This is a genomic window from Streptomyces sp. NPDC048338 (genome assembly GCF_043201055.1).
GTDB lineage: Bacteria > Actinomycetota > Actinomycetes > Streptomycetales > Streptomycetaceae > Streptomyces.
In genome coordinates this window covers 62,099-84,911 of record NZ_JBICYQ010000009.1, presented here as the reverse complement: position 1 = coordinate 84,911, position 22,813 = coordinate 62,099, and the positions used below count along the sequence as shown (strand labels likewise).

The following is a 22,813-nucleotide window of genomic DNA, read 5'->3' as shown; positions in this document are numbered from 1 at the left end:
TCAGCCGTTCTCGATCGAGGGGCGGGCCGCAGGGATGCGCGGCCGGTACGTGGACGCGGGGCGGCCCGCCCGCTCCAGCAGCCCGGCGAGGGCGGCGCCGAACTCCGGGTCGTCGTCCGCCAGCTCCTGTACGTGGTCCTCGACGGCGCAGCGCCGGTTGGTGTTGTCCGGCTGGTCACGCAGCCGCCGCAGGGCGCCTTCGGCCACCGGGTCGCCCTCGAAGCGCGCGGCGACGGCGTCCCACAGGCCGCCGAGCCGTTCGGTGAGGTCCGGGTCGGGCGGGCCCGCGGCGAGGTGTTCGGCGTAGCGGGCGATGAGCGCGGCGACCGCGCCCGCGGCGAGTGGTTCCATCCGGTACCCCTTTGTGTCAGCGGGAGTGTGCCCTTCCCGTGACGCGCGACGCCTCGTGGGGCGAAGCCGGGCCCGCTCTACGGCGTTCGGTGGAGTGCGTGAGGGCACGGTCGTCGTAGGGCGCGTCGTGCGGTCGTTACCGTGGGGACGGTGAGACGCAGAACGAGGACCCCCGCCGCCCCGCTGCCGCAGCGGGACGGGATCGATCCGGCGCGGGTGCGGCTGCCCGAGGATCCCGAGGGGGCGTGGCCGACGGTCGGGGATCATCTCCGGGCGCGGTTCGGTGGCGCGATCGGGGTCGGGCGGGTCGAGGAGATGCTGCGCGACGGCCGTTTCGTGGGGGTGGACGGGCCGGTCACCGGCGACGAGGTGTACGAGGCCGGCCGGATCCTGTGGTTCCACCGGGACTTCCCGGCGGAGGAGCGGGTGCCCTTCGAGATCGGGGTGGTGCACCGCGACGAGCGGCTCGTGGTCGTCGACAAGCCGCACTTCCTGGCCACGATGCCGCGTGGCCGGCACGTGACCGAGACGGCGCTCGCACGGCTGCGCCGTGATCTGGGTCTGCCGGCGCTCCAGCCGGCGCACCGGCTCGACCGGCTCACGGCGGGACTGGTGCTCTTCGTCGTGCGCCCGGAGGACCGGGGCGCGTACCAGACGCTGTTCCGGGACCGGCTGGTGGCCAAGGAGTACGAGGCGGTGGCGCCGTACCTGCCGGGGCTCGCGCTGCCGGTGACGGTGCGCAGCCGGATCGTCAAGGAGCGCGGGGTGCTGGCCGCCCGGGAGGAGCCGGGCGAGCCGAACAGCGAGAGCCGGATCGAGCTGATCGGGCACCAGGGCGGGCTCGCCCGGTACCGGCTGTCGCCGGCCACCGGGCGCACCCATCAGCTGCGGGTGCACATGAACGCCCTGGGGGTGCCGATCCTTCACGATCCGATCTATCCCGTGGTGCACCCGGACGGGCCGGAGGACTACAGGCGGCCGCTGCAACTGCTCGCGCGGACGCTGGAGTTCACCGACCCGCTCACGGGTGTGCCGAGGAGGTTCGAGAGCCGGCTGAGGCTCAGTGGCCTCGGCTGATCCACTCGTCGAGCGCGGGCGCCTCCGCGCCGACGGTGGTCGACTCGCCGTGTCCGGTCCGTACGACCGTCTCCGGCGGGAGGGTGAGCAGCCGGTCACGGATGGACTCGACGATGGTCGGGAAGTGGGAGAAGGACCGGCCCGTCGCGCCGGGACCGCCCTGGAAGAGGGTGTCTCCGGTGAAGACGGTGCCCAGGTCGGGGGCGTACAGGCAGACCGCGCCGGGGGCGTGGCCGGGGGTGTGCAGGACCTGGAGGTCGGTGCCGGCGATGGTCAGGACCTGGCCGTCGGCGAGGTCGCCGTCGGGGCTGTGGTCGGGGTGCGTCTGCTTCCAGAGCGGCTGGTCGTCGGGGTGCAGGAGGATCCGGGCGCCGGTGGCGGCGGCGAGGGCGGGAGCCGCGTCGATGTGGTCGTTGTGCGCGTGGGTGCAGACGATCGCGCGCAGGGTGCGGCCGTCGAGGGCGGCGAGGATCGCGGAGGCGTCGTGGGCGGCGTCGATGACGATCGCCTCGGTGTCGTCGCCGACGATCCAGACGTTGTTGTCGACGTCCCAGGTGCCGCCGTCGAGGGAGAAGGTGCCGGAGGTGACCAGGTGGTCGATGCGGGTGGCCATCAGAGGATCACCACCGAGCGCAGGACGTCGCCCTCGTGCATCCGGGCGAAGGCCTTCTCGACGTCGCCGAGGCCGATGGTCTCGGTGACGAAGGCGCCGAGGTCGATGCGTCCCTGCTGGTGCAGGTCGATGAGCATCGGGAAGTCGCGGGAGGGCAGGCAGTCGCCGTACCAGGAGGACTTCAGGGAGCCGCCGCGGCCGAAGACGTCGAGGAGCGGGAGTTCGAGCTTCATCTCGGGGGTGGGGACGCCGACGAGGACGACGGTGCCGGCGAGGTCGCGGGCGTAGAACGCCTGCCGGTAGGTCTCGGGGCGGCCGACGGCCTCGATGACGACGTCGGCGCCGAAGCCTCCGGTCAGCTCGCGGATCGCCTCCACGGCGTCGGTGGAGCGGGAGTTGACGGTGTCGGTCGCGCCCATCTCCCTCGCCTTGGCCAGCTTGCGGTCGTCGATGTCGACCGCGATGATCCTGGCCGCCCCGGCGAGGCGGGCCCCGACGACCGCCGCGTCGCCGACGCCGCCGCAGCCGATGACGGCGACCGTGTCGCCGCGGCCGACGTTTCCGGTGTTGATCGCCGCGCCGATGCCGGCCATGACGCCGCAGCCGAGCAGGCCGGCGACCTCGGGGGCCACGGCGGGGTCGACCTTGGTGCACTGGCCGGCGGCCACCAGGGTCTTCTCGGCGAAGGCGCCGATGCCGAGGGCCGGGGAGAGTTCCGTGCCGTCGAGCAGGGTCATCCTCTGCTTCGCGTTGTGGGTGGCGAAGCAGTACCAGGGACGGCCGCGCAGACAGGCCCGGCAGGTGCCGCACACGGCTCGCCAGTTGAGGACGACGAAGTCGCCGGGGGCCACGTCGGTGACGCCGGCGCCGACCGACTCGACGACACCGGCGGCCTCGTGGCCGAGGAGGAAGGGGAAGTCGTCGTTGATGCCGCCCTGCTTGTAGTGCAGGTCGGTGTGGCAGACCCCGCACGCCTGGATCTTCACCACGGCCTCACCGGGTCCGGGATCGGGGACGACGATCGTCTCCACCCGTACGGACTCGTTCCTGCCGGGGGCGACGACTCCCTGGACCTGCTGCGCCATCGTGTACTTCCCTTCCTCGGTAAGGCTCTTGGCTACCACTATCCCCTGACGAAGGGCGAGACCCCCGCAGGTCGCGCCTGCGGGGGTCTTCCTCACCCGTGGGGGATGTACGCGGGGAGACGTACCGGGTGGGTGTCAGTCCTCGAGCGTGACCGCGGTGGAGCGGACGCGCTTGCGGACGAGGAACCAGCCACCGACGAGCAGCGCCGCGATGAGCGGCAGGCAGGCGACGGTGGTGCGGCCGATGCCGCCGTCCATCCACATCAGGACGAGGACGGAGGCGAGGAAGCCGAGCGTGACGATCTGGGTGTACGGGGCCCAGGGCAGGTGGTAGGAGGGGCGGGTGACCAGGCCCTCCCGGGAGCGGCGGTGGAAGAGCAGCGAGCAGACCATGATCATGGCCCAGGTGCCGAGGATGCCGACGGAGGCGAAGTTCAGCACCAGTTCGAAGGCGTCGCCGGGCATCACGAAGTTGAGGACGACGCCGAGGACGCCGAAGCCGGCCGTGAGCAGGATGCCGCCGTAGGGGACGCCGCCCTTGTTCATGACGCCGGTGAACTTCGGCGCGGAGCCGGACAGCGACATGGAGCGCAGGATGCGGCCGGTGGAGTACAGGCCCGAGTTGAGGCTGGAGAGGGCCGCCGTGAGGACGACCAGGTTCATGACGCCGGCGCCGCCGGGGATGCCGAGCTTCTCGAAGACGGTGACGAAGGGGCTCTGGTCGCCGGAGTACGCGGTGTACGGCAGGAGCAGTGCCAGCAGGACGACGGAGCCGACGTAGAACAGGCCCACGCGCCACATGATCGAGTTGATCGCCTTCGGCATGATCTTCTCGGGGTGCTCGGTCTCGCCGGCGGCGACGCCGCAGAGTTCGACGGAGGCGTAGGCGAAGACGACACCCTGGACGAGCAGCAGCATGGGCATCACGCCGCTGGGGAAGATGCCGCCGTTGTCCGTGATGGTGGCGAGGCCCGGGGTGTGGCCACCGATCTCGTGCTGGGTGGCGACGAGGAAGATGCCGATCAGCATGAAGGCGACGAGGGCGCCCACCTTGACGATCGCGAACCAGAACTCCATCTCGCCGAAGTACTTCACCGAGATCAGGTTGGCGGCGAGGACGACGGCGAGGGCCACCAGGGCGAGGATCCACTGCGGGACGTCGCTGAACATCGCCCAGAAGTGGGCGTACGTGGCGGCGGCCGTGATGTCGGCGATGGCGGTGGTCGACCAGTTGAGGAAGTAGAGCCAGCCGGCCGTGTAGGCGCCCTTCTCGCCCATGAACTCCCGGGCGTAGGAGACGAAGGCGCCGGAGGAGGGGCGGTAGAGGACCAGTTCGCCGAGGGCCCGGACCACGAAGAAGGCGAAGACACCGCAGACCGCGTAGGCGATGAAGAGCGACGGGCCCGCGTTGGCCATGCGGCCGCCGGCGCCGAGGAACAGGCCGGTGCCGATCGCGCCGCCGATGGCGATCATGTTGATGTGGCGGGACTTCAGGTCCTTGCGGTAGCCGGCGTCGCCCGCGTCGACATGGGGGGAGGCGGGAGTCGCGGACGCCGGTGGCGTGGCGGACAGCGTGTCGGCCGCAGGGGACATGCGGTCACTCATGGAGTTGTTCGCCTTCGTGAGGGGGAGGTCTGTGCGGTACCCGGCCACGCGGTGGGGGGTGTCCCCGACGCGGCCAGCGCACATCGTCACGGCTGGGCGGGGTCGTCGGCAGTGGCCAATGTCACTGAACGCCCTTATTTGAGCGACTTCTGAGCTTGCGCAAGGAGGTACGGGCGTTGTGCGCCGGTTTCGCACCCGGGAGGGGCGTGACCTGCCGGAACCGCCGGCGCGCCGGACTCCCCGACGGCGCTGTGCCTGCCCGCTCCCGGGTCCGGCCTACGGTGCGAGGACGTCCAGCTCCCGGAGGGCGCCGACGGCGATCTGCCGGGTGAGCTCCTCCGCGCGGACCGCGTCCTTCTCCCGTACCGCCTCGGCGACCCGGACGTGGAGGGTGACGGCCGCCGGGTCGGGGTCCTCGAACATCACCTGGTGGCGGGTGCGGCCGGTGAGCACCTCGGCGACCACGTCGCCGAGCCGGGCGAACATCTCGTTCCCGGAGGCGTTCAGGACGACCCGGTGGAAGGCGACGTCGTGGACGAGGTACGCCTCCAGCTGCCGGCCGCGCGAGGTGGCGACCATGCCGAGGGCCTGCTCGGTCAGTTCGCGGCACTGCTCGGGAGTGGCGTGGAGGGCGGCGAGCCCGGCCGCGACGGGTTCGACCGCCGACCGCAGGACGGTCAGGGAGCGCAGCTGGCGGGGGCGGTCCGCGCCGGCCAGGCGCCAGCGGATGACCTGTGGGTCGTAGACGTTCCACCGCTCGGTCGGCAGCACGATCACGCCGACCCGGCGCCGGGACTCGACCAGGTGCATCGACTCCAGGACCCGCACCACCTCGCGCACCACGGTGCGCGAGACGTCGAAGCGCTGGGCGAGCTCGTCGCTGCGCAGCACGCTGCCGGGCTTGTACTCCCCCGCGGTGATCGCGAGACCCAGGGTGGCGAGGACGTGCGGATGAAGCCCCTGAGCCGGTGTCGTCATGGGGCTCAGCCTATGCGGGTCGGGAAGCCGGGAACTAAAAGTATGACTTTTATGTCACACGCTCTTGAATACGTCGTACTCAATGGGTTTCATGAGCGCGACGGACATCTGTCGAAGAAGACAGCGAGGCACCCCCATGAGCACCACTCCCCGGACGACCCCTCAGGTCGTCGTCGTGATGGGCGTCGCCGGCACCGGCAAGACCACCATCGGTCCACTGGTCGCCGAGGCGCTCGGCATCCCCTATGCCGAGGGCGACGACTTCCACCCGGCGGCGAACGTCGCCAAGATGTCGGCCGGCGTGCCGCTGGACGACACCGACCGCGGTCCCTGGCTGGACGCGATCGGCGCGTGGGCGCACGACCGGGCCGGGCTCGGCGGGGTGGTGAGCAGCTCCGCCCTGAAGCGGATCTACCGGGACCGGCTGCGCGCCGCCGCCCCGGGTGTCGTCTTCCTCCATCTGACCGGCGACCGCGCGCTGATCGAGCGGCGGATGGGCGCCCGCAGGGGCCACTTCATGCCGACCGCCCTGCTCGACTCGCAGTTCGCCACCCTGCAGCCCCTGCAGGAGGACGAGGCCGGTGTCGCCGTCGACGTCTCCGGCTCCCCCGCGGAGATCACCGAACGGGCCGTCGACGCCCTGCGCCGGCTCGCCGGCTGAGGTCCGTCACCGCTCCCCCGGTCCGGCGGGACGCGCAGCCGCCGTCCCGGTCCCCCGGACCGCCGCACTCCCGTCCCCTTCCCGTCCCCGTCCTCCAGAAGGAACAACCGTGACCAGTCTCAGCGTCGAGGTGCTGGCAGCGGACGCCGTCGAGCCCATCACCTCGGCCGGCAACGCCCAGCTCGGCATCGCCGTGCTCGCGGGCATCGCCGTCATCGTCCTGCTCATCACCAAGTTCAAGCTGCACGCCTTCCTCGCCCTGACCATCGGGTCGCTGGCCCTGGGCGTGTTCGCGGGCGCCCCGCTCGCGGCGACCATCGACTCCTTCACCGCCGGCCTCGGCAAGACCGTCGCCAGCGTGGGCGTGCTGATCGCCCTCGGCGCCATCCTCGGCAAGCTGCTCGCCGACTCCGGCGGCGCGGACCAGATCGTCGACACGATCCTGGCCAAGGCGAGCCGCCGGTCCATGCCGTGGGCGATGGTCCTGATCGCCTCCGTGATCGGTCTGCCGCTCTTCTTCGAGGTCGGCATCGTGCTGCTGATCCCGGTCGTCCTGCTCGTCGCCAAGCGCGGCAACTTCTCGCTCATGCGGATCGGCATCCCGGCCCTCGCCGGGCTGTCCGTGATGCACGGTCTGATCCCGCCGCACCCCGGTCCGCTGGTCGCCATCGACGCGCTCGGGGCGAACCTCGGCGTCACCCTCGCGCTCGGCGTCGTCGTCGCGATCCCGACCGTGATCATCGCCGGTCCCGTCTTCTCCCGGTACGCCGCCCGCTGGGTGGACATCCCGGCTCCCGAGAACATGATCCCGACCCGGCCCTCGGAGGACCTGGAGAAGCGTCCCGGCTTCGTCGCGACGGTCTCCACCGTGCTGCTGCCGGTCGTCCTGATGCTGGTCAAGGCACTGGTCGACATCGTCGTGGACAACCCGGACAACGGCCTGCAGAAGGTCACCGACGTCATAGGCTCGCCGCTGATCGCGCTGCTCACGGCCGTCATCGTGGGCCTGTTCACGCTGGGCCGCGCGGCCGGCTTCAGCAAGCAGCGGCTCTCCACGACCGTCGACAAGTCCCTCGCCCCGATCGCGGGCGTCCTGATGATCGTCGGCGCGGGCGGCGGCTTCAAGCAGACCCTCATCGACGCCGGTGTGGGCCAGATGATCCTGGAGTTCTCCGAGAACTGGTCGATCCCGGCGCTGCTGCTCGCCTGGCTGATCGCGGTGGCGATCCGGCTCGCGACCGGTTCGGCGACGGTGGCGACGATCTCGGCCGCCGGTCTGGTGGCCCCGCTCGCCGAGGGCATGGGCTCGAGCGAGACCGCACTGCTCGTCCTCGCGATCGGAGCGGGTTCACTCTTCTTCAGCCATGTGAACGACGCGGGCTTCTGGCTGGTCAAGGAGTACTTCGGGATGGACGTCGGCCAGACGGTGAAGACCTGGTCGGTGATGGAGACGATCATCTCGGTCGTCGGCATCGTCTTCGTCCTGCTGCTGTCGCTGGTGTTGTGACGCGAACGCCGGCGCGTGCGGCGCGACCCGCACGGTGAACGGGCGACGAGGGGGCGTCCTGCCGACCGGGCCGGGCCCGGCGAGATCGGCGGGGATCCCCCTGGGGCCGGTCATGGCTGACAGACTGTCGGCCATGACCGGCCCTCACGCGCTCAAGCCCTTCCTGCTCGCCTTCCCCGGTCCGCTGCGCGACCGTCTCGTCGCCGCGGTGCTCTCCGGCGAGAAGGTCTCCACGACCGGGCTGCTCGCCGAATGGACGGTGGAGGACGAGGAACTGCCCGAGGTGGGCGAGCGCTCGGCCCTCGTCGACTCCGACGGCCGCGAGGTCGCGGTCGTCGAGGTGACGGAGGTACGGGTCCTGCCGCTCGGCGAGGTCGACCTGCGGCACGCGGTCGACGAGGGCGAGGGGTACACCTCGGTCGCGGCCTGGCGGGAGGCGCACGAACGCTTCTGGCACTCGGACGAGATGCGGGAGGGCCTGGGCGACCCCGGGTACACCGTCGACGACGCGACGCTGCTCGTCGCGGAGCGCTTCCGGGTGGTGGAGCGGCTCGTCTGAGTCGCTCCCCTCCCGCACGACACCGACGGCCGGCGACGGCCCCGGGCCGGGAACGCCCGCCCCGCCCGGACAGGACCTACCGCACCGCCTCGGCCGCCGCCCGGCCCGCAGCGCGGCCCGAGAAGATGCAGCCGCCGAGGAACGTGCCCTCCAGGGAGCGGTATCCGTGGACGCCGCCTCCGCCGAATCCGGCCGCCTCGCCCGCCGCGTACACCCCCGGGAGCGGCTCACCGCTCTCGGTGAGCACGCGCGAGGAGAGGTCCGTCTCCAGACCGCCGAGCGACTTGCGGGTGAGGATGTTCAGCCGTACGGCGATCAGCGGACCCGCCTCGGGGTCGAGGATCCGGTGCGGCGCGGCCGTGCGGATCAGCTTGTCGCCCAGGTACGCGCGGGCGCCCCGGATGGCCGTGACCTGGAGGTCCTTGGTGAAGGGGTTGGCGATCTCGCGGTCCCGTGCGGTGATCTCGCGCCGCAGGTCGGCCTCGTCGATCAGGGGCTCGTCGGTCAGCGCGTTCATCCCCCGGACCAGGGCTCCGAGGTCGCGTTCCACCACGAAGTCCACGCCGTTGTCCATGAAGGCCTTCACCGGGCCGGGCACCTCGGCCCGGGCCCGTCCGATGACGTCGCGGATCGACTTGCCGGTCAGGTCGGGGTTCTGCTCCGAGCCCGAGAGCGCGAACTCCTTGCCGATGATCCGCTGGTCGAGCACGAACCAGGTGTGGTCGTGGCCGGTGCGCATGATGTGTTCGAGCGTGCCGAGGGTGTCGAAGCCGGGGAAGAGCGGCACGGGCAGGCGCCGGCCTCGCGCGTCGAACCAGAGCGAGGAGGGGCCGGGCAGGATGCGGATGCCGTGCCGGGCCCAGATCGGGTTCCAGTTCTCGATGCCCTCGGTGTAGTGCCACATCCGGTCGCGGTTGATGTGGTGCGCGCCGGCGTCCTCCGCGATCCCCAGCATCAGTCCGTCGACGTGGGCGGGCACACCGGACAGCAGTTTCGCCGGCGGCGTGCCGAGCCGCTCGGGCCACTGCTTGCGCACCAGGTCGTGGTTGCCGCCGATGCCGCCCGAGGTGACGATCACGGCCTGGGCGCGATAGGCGAACGACCCGGTGACCTCGCGGCTGCTCGCGGTGCCCCGCTCGGCGTCCGACGGCTCCAGGATCTCGCCGCTGACGGTGTCCACCGCTCCGGCGGTCCGGCCGAGGCCGGTGACCCGGTGCCGGAAGCGGAGCTGGACGCGGCCGGCGGCGACGCCCTCGCGGACCCGGCGTTCGAAGGGGGCGACGAGGCCCGGTCCGGTCCCCCAGGTGATGTGGAAGCGGGGCACCGAGTTGCCGTGCCCGTTCGCGTCGTACCCGCCGCGCTCGGCCCAGCCGACCACCGGGAAGAAGCGCACGCCGCGGCTGTGGAGCCAGCTGCGCTTCTCGCCCGCCGCGAAGTCGACGTACGCCTGCGCCCACTTGCGCGGCCAGTGGTCCTCGGCGCGGTCGAAGCCGGCCGATCCGTGCCAGTCCTGGAGGGCCAGCTCGGGGCTGTCCTTGATCCGCATCCGGCGTTGCTCGGGCGAGTCGACGAGGAAGAGGCCGCCGAAGGACCAGTGCGCCTGGCCGCCGAGGGACTGCTCAGATTCCTGGTCGAGCAGGATCACGCTCCGTCCTGCGTCGACCAGCTCGGCGGTGGCGACGAGCCCTGCGAGCCCGGCTCCGATGACGATCACATCAGCGTCGTACGACATGGACCGAATCTTGGATACACGAATGTATCCAGTCAACCGCCCGGGGCCCTCCCGTTTTCTAATGTCCAGCATTAATATGAGGGTATGGCCAGGACATCGGGACCGGAGACCCGGGAGAAGCTGATCCGCGCGGCGGAGGAGGTCTTCTCCACCCAGGGCGTCGACGGCGCCCAGCTGCGCGACATCGTCGCCCGGGCCGGACAGGGCAATCCCTCCGCGGTGCAGTACCACTTCGGCTCGCGGGGCGGGCTCCTCGACGCGGTGATGGCGGGCCGCCAGCTGCGTACGGAGCAGGTGCTCGCGCCCCTGCTCGCGGCGGCCCCCGACGAGCCGGGCGCCCTGATCACGGCGCTGGTCACCGCCGAGGCGAGCGAGCTGCGCACCGACCGCGGCCGACGCTGCCTGCGGATCTCCGCGCAGCTCAGCCACGAGAGCGGGGTGCGCAGCCGGACCCCCCATCCCACGCTCGCCGGCACCGCCTACTGGCGGCTGATCGAACGCGTGGAGGGCTGCCTGGCCGCACTGCCCGAGCCCCTGCGCCTGGAGCGCCTGGACCTGGCGCTCACCGTCGTCGGCGCGGCGATGGCCGACCGCGCCCGGCAGTACCTCGACGGCTCCGAACCCCTCACCGGCGAGGCCCTCTTCCTCGCCGACCTCGCCGGGACCACCACGGCGCTCCTCTCCGCCGCGCCGCCTCCGGCACCCCCGAGCGGCACCGACCCCCGATCCACGTCCTGAGGGGACCTCCATGAACGACCTCACGGGCAAGACCGTCCTGATCGGGGACGGCGGCTGGACGACCGGTCCGACGGTGCAGCACGTCATGGGCCGGTAGGCCGGGCCGGGGCGCCCGCGGACCTGCTTGGATGGCCGCATGAGCGCCACTGACGAAATCATCGACGTCGTCGACGAGGACGACCGGGTGATCGGCCGGGCCCCGCGTGGAGAGGCGTACGCCCGGGGTCTGATCCATCGCTGCGCGTTCATCCTCGTCCGCGACGCCGAGGACCGGATCTTCGTGCACCGCCGCACGCCGACGAAGCTGGTCTACCCCTCCCTCTACGACATGTTCGTCGGCGGTGTCGTCGGCGCCGGCGAGTCCTACGACGAGGCGGCGCTGCGCGAGGCGGAGGAGGAACTCGGCGTGTCCGGGCTCCCGCGCCCCGAGCCGCTGTTCCGTTTCCTGCACGACTCCGAGGGCGTCGCCGGGAAGTGGTGGTCGGCCGTGTACGAGGTGCGGTGCACGCTGCCGGTGCGTCCGCAGACCGAGGAGGTCGCCTGGCACACCTTCCTGTCGGAGGAGGAACTGACGCACAGGCTGGGCGACTGGGAGTGGGTCCCGGACGGCAGGGCGGCGTACGAGCGGCTGCTCACGTACCGGGCGACCGGCGGACCGGGCCTATAAGGTGCCCGCGTGAGCGACTTCGTACAGAGTCTGCGGCTATGGTTCGCCCCGCAGCGGATCAGCGAGGAGGGGGAGACTCCCGACTACCGGTTCTCCCTCGCCAACGAACGCACCTTCCTCGCCTGGATCCGGACGGCTCTCGCCCTCGTCGGCGGCGGCTTCGCGGTCGACCAGTTCCTCCCGGACCTGCGCTGGGGAGTGCGGGTCGGGCTGGCGCTGGCACTGCTCGCGGCGGGTGTGCTGTGCGCCCTGCGGGCGGTGAACCACTGGGTGCGCTGCGAGCGCGCCATGCGCCGCGGCGAGGACCTTCCGGTGTCGCGCTTCCCGACCCTGCTGAGCCTGGCGGTGGCCGTCGTGGCGCTGGCCATGGTGGTGGTCGTCCTCTTCGGCTGGGCCGGACGATGACCGGGGTCCGGGACCCCGGACTGCAGCCCGAGCGAACCCGGCTGGCCTGGCGGCGCACGACCCTGACCTGCACGATCGTGGCGGTACTGGCGGCGAAGGCGGCCATCCACGACGAGATCACCGCCGCCGGGCTGGCCGGCGCGGCAGGGGTGGCGCTCGTCTGGGTGGCCTTCCTTGCGGTGGCCCACCGGCGGATCCAGCACCTGGACGCCCCGGCGCCGCGGGCGCTCTCGCACCGGGGGGCGCTGCTCGCGACGACGTGCACGGCCGCGCTCGCGGTGTTCGCCGTGGCGGTGGTGCTGTAGGGGGTGTCGTGTCGATCGGCGCACAGCCGGGAGCCCGGCAAGACGCCCCCCGGACCTCAGTCCGGCCAGGCGACCGTGACGACGACCTTGCCGTTCAGGCCGCCCTCCATGTTGGCGCGCTGGGCGTCGGCCGCCTCCTCCAGGGGGAAGCTGCGGGCCACCTGGACCGTCAGGACGCCCTCGTCGACGAGCACGGCGAGGGCGGCGAGGTCCTCGGGATCGGGGCGGACCCAGAAGTACCGGCCGCCGAGGGCGAGCACCTCGCCGTCGGCGATCGAGGCGAGGCGGCCCTCCGGCGCGAGGACGTCCGGAGTCAGCTTGAGGAAGGGACCCCCGATGGTGTCGAGCGCGGCGTCCACGCCGTCCGGGGCGAGGGCGCGGATCTGCTCGGTGAAGGTCCGCTCGTCGTACACCACCGGTTCGGCGCCCAGCTCACGGACGCGGTCCTGGCCCGCCTCGCGCGCCGCGCCGATGACGCGGCAGCCGAGGTGCCGGGCGATCTGGACCGCCATGGAGCCGACCCCACCGGCCGCCGCGTGCACCAGGACGGTCTCGCCCGAGCGCACCGCCAGGGCGTGGTGGAGCGACTGGTAGGCGGTGAGTCCGACGAGCGGGAGTGCGGCCGCCTCCTCGAAGCCGACGGTGCGCGGCTTGCGGGCGAGGGTGCGGACGGGGGCGGCGACGTACTCGGCGAAGGTGCCGCGCGCGAGGAAGTCCTCCCGGACGTAGCCCATGACCTCGTCGCCCACGGCGAACTCGCTGACGGAGACGCCGGGCTGGACGACGACGCCGGAGACGTCCCAGCCGGGGACGACGGGGAAGACCGCGTCGATCATGCCGTCGAGGTACCCGGCCTGGGCCTTCCAGTCGACCGGGTTGACGGCGGCGGCGCGTACCTTGACCAGCACCGCGTCCGGTCCGACCTTCGGGTCGGGCCGCTCGCCGTACTCCAGCACCTCGGGTCCGCCGTACCGGCTGTAGCTGATCGCCTTCATACCCCGAACGATCGACGCGGCCCCGGCCTCCCGCAAGCCGGGGTCGCCCGGCCGGGGGCGGCGGCCGTGCGGCGCGATCGGCCGGATCGATGCGCGTACACCGAGGGGGACACCACGCCACCCCGGAGCCGCAAAGCGGACTGAACGGGCATGACGGACTAGCCTGGAGCGGTCACCCACCCCCTCATCACCGAGGCGACACCATGACCGCTCCCCATCCCGAGCACCCCACGCACGAGCACGCCCACGGGCCGGCCTGCGGGCACCCGGCCATCGAGCACGAGGGCCACGTCGACTACGCCCACGACGGGCACCTGCACCGCGAGCACGCCGGACACTGGGACGAGTGCGAGCGGAAGGGGCACCTGGCGCACGACGGGCACACGCACGAGCACGGACCCGGATGCGGGCACCCGGCGGTGACCCACGGCGACCACCAGGACTACGTCCACGACGGGCACCGGCACGCGGCCCACGACGGGCACTGGGACGACCACTGACGCCGTCCGCGCCCCCGCGACGGCCGAACTTCCCCCCGGACGGATCCGACTGGCAGGCTGCTCCTGTCGTCCGACCATGCGTCAGTTTCCTTCCGGGGGGATCCTCTTGCCTGCCACCGATCCGTACGTCGTCACGCTCGCCCCGTCCGTGCACGCCTTCGTCCAGCCCGACGGCGGCTGGTGCCTGAACAACGCCGGATTCCTCGGCGGCGGCGGCGAGACGCTGCTCGTGGACACGGCGGCCACGGAGCGACGCGCCCGGCTGCTGCGCGAGGCGGTGCTCGCCGAGGGCCTGCCGCTGCCGCGGACCGTCGTCTCCACCCACCACCACGGTGACCACACCTACGGCAACGGGGTGTTCCTGCCCGAGGCGCGGATCGTGGCCCACGAGAACTGCCGGGCCGAACAGCTGGCCGCCGGCCGCCAGCTGCACCTGCTGTGGCCGCAGACGGACTTCGGGCACATCGAGGTGGCGCCGCCCTCCCTCACGTACAGCGAGCGGCTGACGCTGCACGTGGGCGAGACGGAGGTGCGGGTGCTGCACCCGGGGCCCGCCCACACCACGGGCGACTCGATCGTGCACCTTCCCGGGCACGGCATCGTCTTCACCGGGGACCTGGTCTTCCACGGCGGGACGCCGTTCCTCCCGATGGGTTCGCTCGCCGGCTCGCTGCGCGCCCTGGACCTGCTCCGCTCGCTGGACGCCCCGACGGTCGTGCCGGGCCACGGCAGGGTCACCGACCCGTCGGCGTACGACGCCACGGAGCGCTATCTGCGCTGGGTCGCCGAGCTGGCCGGCGAGGGTCACGCCAAGGGGGCCACGCCGCTGGAGACGGCTCGACAGGCGGATCTCGGGGAGTTCGCCGCGTGGCGGGAGAGCGAGCGCCTGGTGGCGAACCTGCACCGGGCGTACGCGGAACTGGACGGCCTGCCGGAAGGCTCCCCGCTGGACCCGGCGGCGGTCTTCGGCGACATGGCGGCGATGAACGGGGGCGTGCCGGTGGCCTGCCACGCGTGACGGCCGGCCGCGCGGCGGGCGGACGCCCGAGCGTCGCCGCCCGCCCGCCGCACGGCCCGCTACCAGCGCGGGGTCGCGGGCGCCCGCCAGTCCGGGTCGAGGCGCCGCATCGCCGCCGCGTCGTCGCGGTCGCGCATCGCGCCGTCGTCCTCCACCCAGCGGCGGTGCAGGTCGGCCAGCCGGTCACGGTCGAGCTCGATCCCGAGGCCGGGCGCGTCGGAGACGGCGAGGCGGCCGCCCCGGAATTCGGGCCGGGTGGTGACGACGTCCTCGGTCTGCCAGGGGTAGTGGGTGTCGCAGGCGTGGTCGAGCAGCGGCAGGGTGGCGGCGACGTGGGTCATGGCGGCCAGGCTGATGCCGAGATGGGTGTTGGAGTGCATGGAGAGTCCGACGCCGTAGGTACGGCAGAGCGCGGCGAGTTCGCGGGTGCGGTGCAGGCCGCCCCAGTAGTGGTGGTCGCAGAGGACGATCCGCACGGCGTCGCGGGCGAAGGCCTCCGGCACCTCCTCGAAGGTGGTGACGCACATGTTGGTCGCGAGCGGCACGTCCGTGCGGGCCGCGACCTCGGCCATGGCCGCCGTGCCGGTGGCCGGGTCCTCCAGGTACTCGAGGACGTCCGCGAGCTCGCGGGCCACGGCCAGCGAGGTCTCGACGGACCAGGCGCCGTTGGGGTCGAGCCGGAGCGGGCGGCCGGGGAACGCCTCGGCCAGGGCGCGGATCGCGGCGATCTCCTGCTCGGGCGGGAAGACCCCGCCCTTGAGCTTGAAGGAGCGGAAGCCGTACTCCCGGTCGAAGCGGCGGGCCTGCCCGACGATGCCGGCGGGGTCGAGCGCGGGGCCCCACGCGTCCTGGCCGGCGTGCTTGTAGAAGAGGTAGGCGCTGTACTCGACGCTGTCGCGGACCCTGCCGCCGAGCAGGGCGTGGACGGGAAGGCCGCGCGCCTTGCCGAGGGCGTCCAGGCAGGCGACCTCGAAGGCGGACACGACGGACAGGCGGAGCTTGTCGGCGGTCTGCACCCCGCGCAGGCCGCCCGCGTCCACCCGCCCGTCGACGGCACGTGAATCGCCGCACACCTCGGCGGCCAACCTGAACAGGCCGTTCACATCCGTGACCGATCGCCCCGGCAGCGCCTCGGCCAGGGGCCGTGCGAGCTCCCCGTACCTCCCGTCGCCGTAGGTCTCCCCGATTCCGCTCACTCCCCCGCGCGTCACGACCTCGACCACCAGGCGCGGCGTGTACGGCTGATGAACGCCCTGCGTGTTGAGCAGGGGCGGGTCGGAGATGAGGATCGGGGTCAGCCGGACTTCGTCGACGATCAGCTCAGGATTCATATGTGAACTCTATTCATGGATCAGATTCGCGACCAGGGTGCCGGACAGGCTTTCCCGGTGTCGCGGCCGGACGGACCCTGGACGACATACCGACTGGTCGGTCATCATGAACGCCGACCCGCCGGCCGCGCCCGGCCCGCGAAGCCACCCGGAGGTACGCACGATGAGCCCAGCCCCGCCGCCAGGTCTCGATCCCGAGCAGTTGCGCGGATTCCTCGACCGCGCGCGGCCCGGGCTCGTCTCCGGCCCGCTGACCGCCCGGCTCATCGAGGGCGGCCGGTCCAACCTCACGTACAGGGTCACCGACGGCGCCGGCGAATGGGTGGTGCGCAGGCCGCCGCTCGGCCACGTCCTGGCGACCGCGCACGACATGAAGCGCGAGCACCGGGTGATCAGCGCCCTGCACCCGACGGCCGTGCCCGTTCCGGAGCCGGTCGTGCTCTGCGAGGACGACCAGGTGCTCGGGGCGCCGTTCTACGTCATGGAGTTCGTCGGCGGCACGCCCTACCGCTCCGCCGAGCAGCTCGCCCCGCTCGGGCCCGAGCGCACCCGCGCCGCCGTCCTCGGCCTGGTCGACACCCTCGTCGACCTCCACGCCGTGGACCCCGCGGAGGTCGGCCTCGCCGACTTCGGGCGCCCCGAGGGCTTCCTCGACCGTCAGCTCCGCCGCTGGGGCAAGCAGCTCGACGCCTCCCGCAACCGGGAACTGGCCGGCATCGACGAACTGCACGCCGCCCTCGGCCGGGCCCTGCCCACCTCCCCCGCCGCCACCGTCGTCCACGGCGACTACCGCCTGGACAACGTGCTGATCGGCGAGGACGACCGCATCAAGGCCGTCCTCGACTGGGAGATGTCGACCCTCGGCGACCCGCTGACGGACCTCGGCCTGCTCGTGATGTACAGCGCGAAGCTGGACCTTCCCCACTCCCCCGTCAGCACCACCGCGGCCGCCGCGGGGCACCCCGATCCCGCCGAGCTGATCGAGCGCTACGCCGCCCGCTCCGGCCGGGACACCTCCGCCATCTCCTGGTACACGGCCTTCGCCTGGTTCAAGCTCGCCGTGATCCTGGAGGGCATCCACTACCGCTACACCCTCGGGCAGACCGTCGGCGCCGGCTTCGACCGGATCGGCGAACTGGTCCCCGTCTTCATCGAGCACGGCCTCACCACCCTCCAGGAAGGCTGATCCGCCATGGACTTCGCGTTCGACGCCCGCACCGAGGAACTGCGGGCCAAGCTGCTCGCCTTCATGGACGAGCACGTCTACCCGGCCGAGCGGGTCGAGCACGAGCAGCGGGCGCTGCTCACCTCCCCCTGGGACACCCCGGACGTCGTGGAGGACCTCAAGGCCGAGGCGAAGCGCCAGGGCCTGTGGAACCTCTTCCTGCCCGACGCGGAGTACGGTGCGGGGCTGACCAACCTCCAGTACGCGCCGCTCGCCGAGATCACCGGCCGCAGCCCCCACCTGGCGCCGACCGCCCTCAACTGCGCCGCCCCGGACACCGGGAACATGGAGGTACTGGCCCAGTTCGGCGACGAGGCGCAGCGCAAGCAGTGGCTGGAGCCGCTGCTCGCCGGGGAGATCCGGTCGGCGTTCGCGATGACCGAGCCCGAGGTGGCCTCCTCCGACGCCACGAACATCGAGACCCGGATCGAGCGCCACGGTGACGAGTACGTCGTCAACGGCCGCAAGTGGTACATCTCCGGGGCGATGAACCCCGACTGCCGGATCTTCATCGTGATGGGCAAGACGGACCCCGAGGGCTCGGACGTCCGCCGCCAGCAGTCGATGATCCTCGTGCCGCGCGACACCCCCGGGGTCGAGGTGCGGCGCGCGATGCAGGTGTACGGCTACGAGGACCACTCCCACGGCGGTCACGCCGAGGTGCTCTTCCACGACGTCCGCGTCCCCGCCTCGAACCTGATCGGCGAGGAGGGCGGCGGCTTCGCCATCGCCCAGGCGCGCCTCGGCCCGGGCCGCATCCACCACTGCATGCGGCTGATCGGCATGGCCGAGCGGGCCATCGAGCTGATGTGCCGGCGGTCCGTGTCCCGTACGGCCTTCGGCAAGCCGATCGCCCAGCAGGGCGTCGTGCAGAACTGGATCGCGGACGCGCGGGTGACGGTCGAGCAGCTGCGGCTGCTGGTCCTCAAGACCGCCTGGCTGATGGACACCGTCGGCAACCGCGGCGCGCACACGGAGATCCAGGCGATCAAGATCGCGACCCCCCGAGCGGTGGTGGACATCATCGACAGGGCGGTGCAGGTGCACGGCGCGGGAGGCGTCTCGCAGGACTTCCCGTTGGCCGAACTCTGGGCCGCGGCGCGGACGCTGAAGCTGGCGGACGGGCCGGACGAGGTGCACCAGCGTTCGCTGGCGCGCCGCGAGATCAAGAAGTACCTGTAGCGGCAGCCGCGTTCAGGGCAGCCTGAGGCAGATCACCCCGGTGGCGGTGTGGACGGCGAGCCGCTCGTCGTCCACCCATTCCAGGTCGCGCACCGCGCAGCCGAGCGGGATCCGGTGCAGGACCTCGGGCCGCTCGTCGGCCTCGGGCGGCACGAAGAGGGTGACGTACCCGTCGGCGGTGGCCGTCAGGACGGTCGGCCGCCCGTGCCGGGTCTGGAGCCGGAAGACGGAGATCCGGGCGGAGTCGGGCCGGGCCACCGGCTCGGGCGGGTGACGGTCCCGGCTCCTCGTCCCGGGAGGCAGGAAACGGGTACGGACGACCAGGCGTCCACCGGCCGTGACGTACCCGACGACCGGGCCTCCGGGCCACACGCCCACGTCGTGCACGAGGTCCAGGGAGTGGACCTCCTCCCAGTGGTCGACGGCATCGCCCGGCAGCGAGCGGACCGCGAGCATGAAGTGCTCCGGTCCCATGTCGAACGCTCCCTGGTCGTTGCCGCCGCCGCTCGGAAGTGCGCCGGCCACCGCCATCAGGACGTGCTCCCCGGCCGGAACGGCGCGTAACGGCCCGATGCGTACGAGCCCCACCGCCCGCGCACAGGCGGCGGCGCCGGTCGCCTCCCGCAGCACCATGTACTTCTCCCCCAGGCCGCCGTAGTCCTTGATCAGCGCCAGGTGCGGGACCTTGCCCAGGAGGACGGGACGCAGGTCCTCCACCGTGCCGCGGCGATCCAGCACGGGCGGACTGCCGCCCTCGTCGGCCCACCGGACGACCGGGGCCCGCTTCCCGGGGCGCAGCCGCATCAGGGGCGCCCCCGGACTGCCCGTGACGCGGCCGGTGTCGATGTCGTCGGCGCGCAGTTCGGCACCGGTCTCCGGGTCCAGCAGGCGCACCCGTGGCCCGCGGCGGCTCGCGACCACGGGCCGGCCGTCGCTCGTCCCGACCGCCATGGACGTGTCGACGGCGTCCGCGGCGTCGTCGGCGCCGCCGGGGGCCAGCGTCCAGGACTTGGCGGACGCGGCGTCGGGGGCCAGCGAGACCAGCCACAGGCCCTTCGGCCCGCGACCGGCCGCCAGGAGGTGCCGCACCGGGGCGTCGACCGGGGTCGCGGCAACCGCCTCGCCCCGCTCGTCGAAGGCGTACACCGTGCCCCGCGCTTCGTAGAGGGACCACAGCCCCGTGCCGTCCGGCGCACCGGGGCAGACACGCAGGGCGGGGAGATGACGCCGGCCCCCGGCCCACTCGACGATCCTCAGCCCGCGCACCTCCCGCGCGGGGGAGCAGCCCTCGCGGGTCGGGAGCCAGGCGCGCCTCGTGGCCGCGGCCACGGTCGCGCCCTGGACGGCGAGGGCGGAGACCCGGCGTCCCCGCAGGACCCGGGTCCAGGTCCGGGCCGGCCGCTCGGCGTCCGGGCCGGTCTCCCAGACGGTCAGCCGGGCCCGGCGGAACGAGAACTCGTCCGGATCCCACTCGACGGCCGTCGCGACGCGGAACCCGCCGTCCTCCGCGGGTCCCGCCGCCAGCCGGACCGCCCGCCACGGTCTGCGCCGCCGTCCCTCGCGCAGCCGGGCGAGGACGCGGTCCCGCGTCAGGTCGTGCAGGACGACCTCGCCCCTCGCGTCGAGCGTCACCACCACGCACCGGCCGTCCAGGGCGAGTACCGCGCAGTCGACGAGCGCGGCGCGGCCCTCGTGCTCGATCGCTCCGATCAGGTCCCGGCTCTCCACGTCCCAGACCCAGACGTGGGTCCGGGTCCGCAGGGCCGCCCACGGGTGCCCGTCGCAGCCGTGGACCCCGGTCACCCGGCCGACGTCACCCGGCAGCAGTCCCAGCGGCCGGCCGTCGGTGCAGTCCCAGACCGATACCGGGCCGCCGATCTCGGCCGTCACGAGGACCGGCCGGCCGTGCGCGGTCGCGACGGCGGCGCCGCCGACCGGTGCGGTGAGGGTGCCGAGCGTGGTGTACGGGACGGGAGCGACGTCGGCCCAGAGGGTGTCCCAGGGAAGATCGGGGTGATGGTCGCGGACGGCCCGGGCGAGTGCGCCGGCGCCGGACTGGAGGGCGGACAGTCTCAGGCGTGCGGCGCGGGTGGCCGGGTCCACCGTGGTGCGGAGCAGGGCCGCCCCGTGGTTCAGGGTGCGGGCCGCGTCGCGGGCCGGGCCCGACGGGGCGCGGTCCAGGACGCGTCGGAGGGCGTCGGTGTCGACGGTGAGCAGGTAGGCGGGGTCGAGGGCGAGGACGTCGAGGAGGTCCGTCCCCTCGGCGTGCTCGGCGAGGTGGCGCAGCACGTACGCGGGCGCGGCGGGCCAGTCCCGCACCCGGTCGGCGCGCGGGACGAGGGTGTGCAGGGCCCGGGCCACCCGGTCCCGGGCGGCCGGGGTGATGTCGGCGGCGAGGGCGTCGGCGTAGGACTGGTGGTAGAGCCGGTAGACGGACCGGCCGGACTCGTCGAGGTCCTCCACGAGGTGCTCGCCGGCGGCCCGGACGATCCACTCGACGTCCTCCCAGGAGTAGGACCTCCGGCCCAGTGCTCCGGCGACGGCCCGCCACACCTCGTCGGGTGGCAGGCCGCGGCCCTGGGCGAGGGCGAGCGCGCCCAGCAGGGGGAGGCCGCGGGCCCGTTGCGCGCCGAGCCGGTGCCGCAGGACCCGCAGGAACGTGTCGCCCGGCGCCTCCCCCACCACCGGGACCCCGGCGCGCCAGCCCGGGTCGGTCAGGTCGATCGAGCGGGGCATGCGGCCGAGGTAGCGGGCGGCGATCCGGGCGGAGAGGAAGCTGCCCCCGGCCCGGTCGGCGATCTCCTCGGCGACGGCGACGGCGGTGGGGTCGTCGTAGGGCCCGGTGCTGCCGGGTCCGTCGGGGGCCTGGAGCAGCCGGCGGGCGTACCGCGCGACGTCGTCCCGGCTGGCGGCGATCCGGTCGTCGAGGTCCAGCACCGACAGCTCGCCGCGCAGTGCGTCCAGGACATGCCGCCGCGTGCCGACCAGGAGCCGGACGCACGGAATCCGCGACAGCGGCGCCAGGAGCAGGGTGGCGATGCGCCGGGCCTCGGCGTCGTCGGCGCCTGCCTCGCCCGCCTCGTCGAGGGCGTCGACGAGGACGGCGAGCGGTTCCCGGCGCGAGGCGAGGCCCACCAGCAGCGTCTGCACGGTGGTCGCGCCGTCGAGGCCGGCCGCGTCCGCGATGCCGGCGACGATGTCCTCCAGGAAGCGGTGGCGGGCGTGGATCGCCGTGGGGACGGGGGTCGCCGAGGCGGGGGACGCGGCGCGCAGGAGCAGCCGGCCGAGCAGGGCGGACTTGCCGACCCCGGGGCTCCCGGTGACCACCACTCCCCGGCCCCACCCGCCGTCTCCGCCTCCCAGCCACGTGGTGAGGCGGTCGAGTTCGGCGGTGCGGCCCATGAAGTACGAGGCCCGGCCGCTCGCGCCGCCGTCCTCGAAGCCGCGGCCCCGGGGGACGAAGTGGTTCTCCAGTTCGGCGCGGCGGCGGCGCCCCTCGGGGCTCAGGCGCACGGTGAGTTCGGCGAGATCGCAGTCGTCGTAGCGCGCCTCGGGGCGGTAGCCGGAGTTCTCGAAGGAGAAGAAGGCGTATCCCTCGGTCACGACGTGGGCGTGGGCGGTCTGGTGCATGCCGGCGCTGCGGTAGATGTCGTTGACCGTGCGGACGACCTGCTCCACGGACAGGTACTGCTGCTTGTGGGAGAGCGAGAGCCGGGCGAGCGCGGTCTCCAGGGCGCCGGCGAAGACCATCGGCGCGGCCGGTTCCCCGGCGCGGGCGACGGCGATGACCGAGAAGTCGGTCAGGCCGCCGGATCGGCCGGCGCCGTCCCGCAGCGAGCGGTGCAGCGTGCCGGCGATCCGGGCGGCGTCCGCTCCCGCCCCGCCCGCGTAGCAGGTGTCGACGACGAGCAGGACGCGTCCGGCGCCCGCGTCCAGGACGAGGCGGGTGAGGTCCTCGGCGGCCAGCGCGGTGCCGTTCAGGCGTTGTCCGTGACTGTCCCGGCACAGCAGATAGTGCCGGTCGGGGCCCTGGGCGCCGTGGCCCGTGCAGTAGACGACGACGGCTTCGCCGGTGTGGTCGCAGCGGGAGGCCCAGTCCGCCAGGCGGGAACGGAGCTCCGCGGTGGTGACCTCCTCGATCCGCTCGTCGAGGCGGTAGCCGAGGCCGCCGAAGAGCCGGATCGCTGCCTTCAACTCCTCGCGGACGAGCGGCAGTTCATCTTCGTGGTCGTAGGCGCCGGTGCCGGCGACGACGAGCCTTCGGTCGACCTCCACCCGG

21 protein-coding genes are annotated in these 22,813 nt (G+C 73.0%); 12 read left to right on the top strand and 9 right to left on the bottom strand.

What is annotated here, in order from left to right; genetic code table 11:
- Positions 1-351, bottom strand: a complete 351-nt coding sequence (locus tag ACGFZF_RS21480) for a hypothetical protein (RefSeq protein WP_393556347.1) — start codon at positions 349-351, stop codon at positions 1-3.
- A 150-nt stretch (positions 352-501) separates the two neighbouring features.
- On the opposite strand from ACGFZF_RS21480, the gene ACGFZF_RS21475 reads away from it, so the two are divergent.
- Positions 502-1,428, top strand: coding sequence for an RluA family pseudouridine synthase (locus tag ACGFZF_RS21475; protein WP_393556345.1), 927 nt, complete (start codon positions 502-504; stop codon positions 1,426-1,428).
- Here ACGFZF_RS21475 and ACGFZF_RS21470 read toward each other — a convergent pair.
- The 4 genes from ACGFZF_RS21470 to ACGFZF_RS21455 form a co-directional block, all read right to left on the bottom strand.
- Positions 1,412-2,041, bottom strand: a complete 630-nt coding sequence (locus ACGFZF_RS21470) for an MBL fold metallo-hydrolase (protein ID WP_393556343.1) — start codon at positions 2,039-2,041, stop codon at positions 1,412-1,414. The genes ACGFZF_RS21475 and ACGFZF_RS21470 overlap by 17 nt on opposite strands.
- Positions 2,041-3,126 (bottom strand): S-(hydroxymethyl)mycothiol dehydrogenase, encoded by a 1,086-nt coding sequence (locus ACGFZF_RS21465; RefSeq protein WP_356601055.1) that lies wholly within the window; start codon positions 3,124-3,126, stop codon positions 2,041-2,043. Before ACGFZF_RS21465 ends, ACGFZF_RS21470 begins: the two co-directional genes overlap by 1 nt.
- 135 nt (positions 3,127-3,261) lie before the next feature.
- Positions 3,262-4,731 carry an amino acid permease gene (locus ACGFZF_RS21460; protein WP_393556341.1) on the bottom strand — a complete coding sequence of 490 codons (1,470 nt, stop codon included), beginning with the start codon at positions 4,729-4,731 and terminating at the stop codon, positions 3,262-3,264.
- Positions 4,732-5,007: 276 nt separating this feature from the next.
- Positions 5,008-5,709 (bottom strand): FadR/GntR family transcriptional regulator, encoded by a 702-nt coding sequence (locus tag ACGFZF_RS21455; RefSeq protein WP_393556339.1) that lies wholly within the window; start codon positions 5,707-5,709, stop codon positions 5,008-5,010.
- A 136-nt stretch (positions 5,710-5,845) separates the two neighbouring features.
- On the opposite strand from ACGFZF_RS21455, the gene ACGFZF_RS21450 reads away from it, so the two are divergent.
- From ACGFZF_RS21450 to ACGFZF_RS21440, 3 genes are all read left to right on the top strand, one after another.
- Positions 5,846-6,370, top strand: coding sequence for a gluconokinase (locus ACGFZF_RS21450; RefSeq protein ID WP_393556337.1), 525 nt, complete (start codon positions 5,846-5,848; stop codon positions 6,368-6,370).
- A gap of 109 nt (positions 6,371-6,479) precedes the next feature.
- Positions 6,480-7,877 carry a GntP family permease gene (locus ACGFZF_RS21445; RefSeq protein ID WP_393556335.1) on the top strand — a complete coding sequence of 466 codons (1,398 nt, stop codon included), beginning with the start codon at positions 6,480-6,482 and terminating at the stop codon, positions 7,875-7,877.
- A gap of 133 nt (positions 7,878-8,010) precedes the next feature.
- Positions 8,011-8,436 (top strand): ASCH domain-containing protein, encoded by a 426-nt coding sequence (locus ACGFZF_RS21440; RefSeq protein WP_393556333.1) that lies wholly within the window; start codon positions 8,011-8,013, stop codon positions 8,434-8,436.
- A gap of 76 nt (positions 8,437-8,512) precedes the next feature.
- Here ACGFZF_RS21440 and ACGFZF_RS21435 read toward each other — a convergent pair whose 3' ends face one another.
- Complete coding sequence (locus ACGFZF_RS21435) at positions 8,513-10,168, bottom strand: FAD-binding dehydrogenase (protein WP_393556331.1); 1,656 nt, start codon at positions 10,166-10,168, stop codon at positions 8,513-8,515.
- 84 nt (positions 10,169-10,252) lie between these two features.
- Here ACGFZF_RS21435 and ACGFZF_RS21430 point away from each other — a divergent pair, with 84 nt between their 5' ends.
- From ACGFZF_RS21430 to ACGFZF_RS21415, 4 genes are all read left to right on the top strand, one after another.
- Positions 10,253-10,906, top strand: coding sequence for a TetR/AcrR family transcriptional regulator (locus tag ACGFZF_RS21430; RefSeq protein ID WP_393556329.1), 654 nt, complete (start codon positions 10,253-10,255; stop codon positions 10,904-10,906).
- A gap of 136 nt (positions 10,907-11,042) precedes the next feature.
- Positions 11,043-11,573, top strand: a complete 531-nt coding sequence (locus ACGFZF_RS21425) for an NUDIX hydrolase (protein ID WP_393556327.1) — start codon at positions 11,043-11,045, stop codon at positions 11,571-11,573.
- Positions 11,574-11,582: 9 nt separating this feature from the next.
- Complete coding sequence (locus ACGFZF_RS21420) at positions 11,583-11,978, top strand: YidH family protein (protein WP_147977266.1); 396 nt, start codon at positions 11,583-11,585, stop codon at positions 11,976-11,978.
- The gene (locus ACGFZF_RS21415; RefSeq protein ID WP_393556325.1) at positions 11,975-12,283 is read left to right on the top strand and encodes a DUF202 domain-containing protein; all 309 of its coding nucleotides are present in this window, start codon (positions 11,975-11,977) and stop codon (positions 12,281-12,283) included. The genes ACGFZF_RS21420 and ACGFZF_RS21415 overlap by 4 nt, the downstream gene beginning before the upstream one ends.
- A 56-nt stretch (positions 12,284-12,339) precedes the next feature.
- Here ACGFZF_RS21415 and ACGFZF_RS21410 read toward each other — a convergent pair whose 3' ends face one another.
- Positions 12,340-13,278, bottom strand: a complete 939-nt coding sequence (locus ACGFZF_RS21410) for an NADP-dependent oxidoreductase (RefSeq protein ID WP_393556323.1) — start codon at positions 13,276-13,278, stop codon at positions 12,340-12,342.
- A gap of 203 nt (positions 13,279-13,481) precedes the next feature.
- On the opposite strand from ACGFZF_RS21410, the gene ACGFZF_RS21405 reads away from it, so the two are divergent.
- A complete protein-coding gene (locus ACGFZF_RS21405) occupies positions 13,482-13,778 on the top strand; it encodes a hypothetical protein (protein WP_393556321.1) in 297 nt (98 codons plus the stop codon).
- Between the two features lie 106 nt (positions 13,779-13,884).
- On the top strand, positions 13,885-14,796 hold the full coding sequence (locus ACGFZF_RS21400; protein WP_393556319.1) for an MBL fold metallo-hydrolase: 912 nt from the start codon (positions 13,885-13,887) through the stop codon (positions 14,794-14,796).
- A gap of 59 nt (positions 14,797-14,855) precedes the next feature.
- On the opposite strand, the gene ACGFZF_RS21395 is transcribed toward ACGFZF_RS21400, so the two are convergent.
- On the bottom strand, positions 14,856-16,127 hold the full coding sequence (locus ACGFZF_RS21395) for a glucarate dehydratase family protein (protein ID WP_393556317.1): 1,272 nt from the start codon (positions 16,125-16,127) through the stop codon (positions 14,856-14,858).
- A gap of 163 nt (positions 16,128-16,290) precedes the next feature.
- On the opposite strand from ACGFZF_RS21395, the gene ACGFZF_RS21390 reads away from it, so the two are divergent.
- Both ACGFZF_RS21390 and ACGFZF_RS21385 read left to right on the top strand, forming a co-directional pair.
- The gene (locus ACGFZF_RS21390; protein WP_393556315.1) at positions 16,291-17,313 is read left to right on the top strand and encodes a phosphotransferase family protein; all 1,023 of its coding nucleotides are present in this window, start codon (positions 16,291-16,293) and stop codon (positions 17,311-17,313) included.
- 6 nt (positions 17,314-17,319) lie between these two features.
- A complete protein-coding gene (locus ACGFZF_RS21385; RefSeq protein ID WP_393556313.1) occupies positions 17,320-18,534 on the top strand; it encodes an acyl-CoA dehydrogenase family protein in 1,215 nt (404 codons plus the stop codon).
- 12 nt (positions 18,535-18,546) lie between these two features.
- Here the strand turns inward: ACGFZF_RS21385 and ACGFZF_RS21380 are convergent, their stop codons facing one another.
- Positions 18,547-22,809: an AAA family ATPase gene (locus ACGFZF_RS21380; RefSeq protein ID WP_393556311.1), complete on the bottom strand. Its 4,263-nt coding sequence runs from the start codon at positions 22,807-22,809 to the stop codon at positions 18,547-18,549.
- Positions 22,810-22,813 lie beyond the last annotated feature (4 nt).

Coding starts and splice junctions, on each gene's coding strand:
- ACGFZF_RS21480 (WP_393556347.1), bottom strand. CDS start 351: ATGGAACCACTCGCCGCGGGCGCGGTCGCCGCGCTCATCGCCCGCTAC.
- ACGFZF_RS21470 (WP_393556343.1), bottom strand. CDS start 2,041: ATGGCCACCCGCATCGACCACCTGGTCACCTCCGGCACCTTCTCCCTC.
- ACGFZF_RS21465 (WP_356601055.1), bottom strand. CDS start 3,126: ATGGCGCAGCAGGTCCAGGGAGTCGTCGCCCCCGGCAGGAACGAGTCC.
- ACGFZF_RS21460 (WP_393556341.1), bottom strand. CDS start 4,731: ATGAGTGACCGCATGTCCCCTGCGGCCGACACGCTGTCCGCCACGCCA.
- ACGFZF_RS21455 (WP_393556339.1), bottom strand. CDS start 5,709: ATGACGACACCGGCTCAGGGGCTTCATCCGCACGTCCTCGCCACCCTG.
- ACGFZF_RS21450 (WP_393556337.1), top strand. CDS start 5,846: ATGAGCACCACTCCCCGGACGACCCCTCAGGTCGTCGTCGTGATGGGC.
- ACGFZF_RS21440 (WP_393556333.1), top strand. CDS start 8,011: ATGACCGGCCCTCACGCGCTCAAGCCCTTCCTGCTCGCCTTCCCCGGT.
- ACGFZF_RS21435 (WP_393556331.1), bottom strand. CDS start 10,168: ATGTCGTACGACGCTGATGTGATCGTCATCGGAGCCGGGCTCGCAGGG.
- ACGFZF_RS21430 (WP_393556329.1), top strand. CDS start 10,253: ATGGCCAGGACATCGGGACCGGAGACCCGGGAGAAGCTGATCCGCGCG.
- ACGFZF_RS21425 (WP_393556327.1), top strand. CDS start 11,043: ATGAGCGCCACTGACGAAATCATCGACGTCGTCGACGAGGACGACCGG.
- ACGFZF_RS21415 (WP_393556325.1), top strand. CDS start 11,975: ATGACCGGGGTCCGGGACCCCGGACTGCAGCCCGAGCGAACCCGGCTG.
- ACGFZF_RS21410 (WP_393556323.1), bottom strand. CDS start 13,278: ATGAAGGCGATCAGCTACAGCCGGTACGGCGGACCCGAGGTGCTGGAG.
- ACGFZF_RS21405 (WP_393556321.1), top strand. CDS start 13,482: ATGACCGCTCCCCATCCCGAGCACCCCACGCACGAGCACGCCCACGGG.
- ACGFZF_RS21395 (WP_393556317.1), bottom strand. CDS start 16,127: ATGAATCCTGAGCTGATCGTCGACGAAGTCCGGCTGACCCCGATCCTC.
- ACGFZF_RS21390 (WP_393556315.1), top strand. CDS start 16,291: ATGAGCCCAGCCCCGCCGCCAGGTCTCGATCCCGAGCAGTTGCGCGGA.
- ACGFZF_RS21385 (WP_393556313.1), top strand. CDS start 17,320: ATGGACTTCGCGTTCGACGCCCGCACCGAGGAACTGCGGGCCAAGCTG.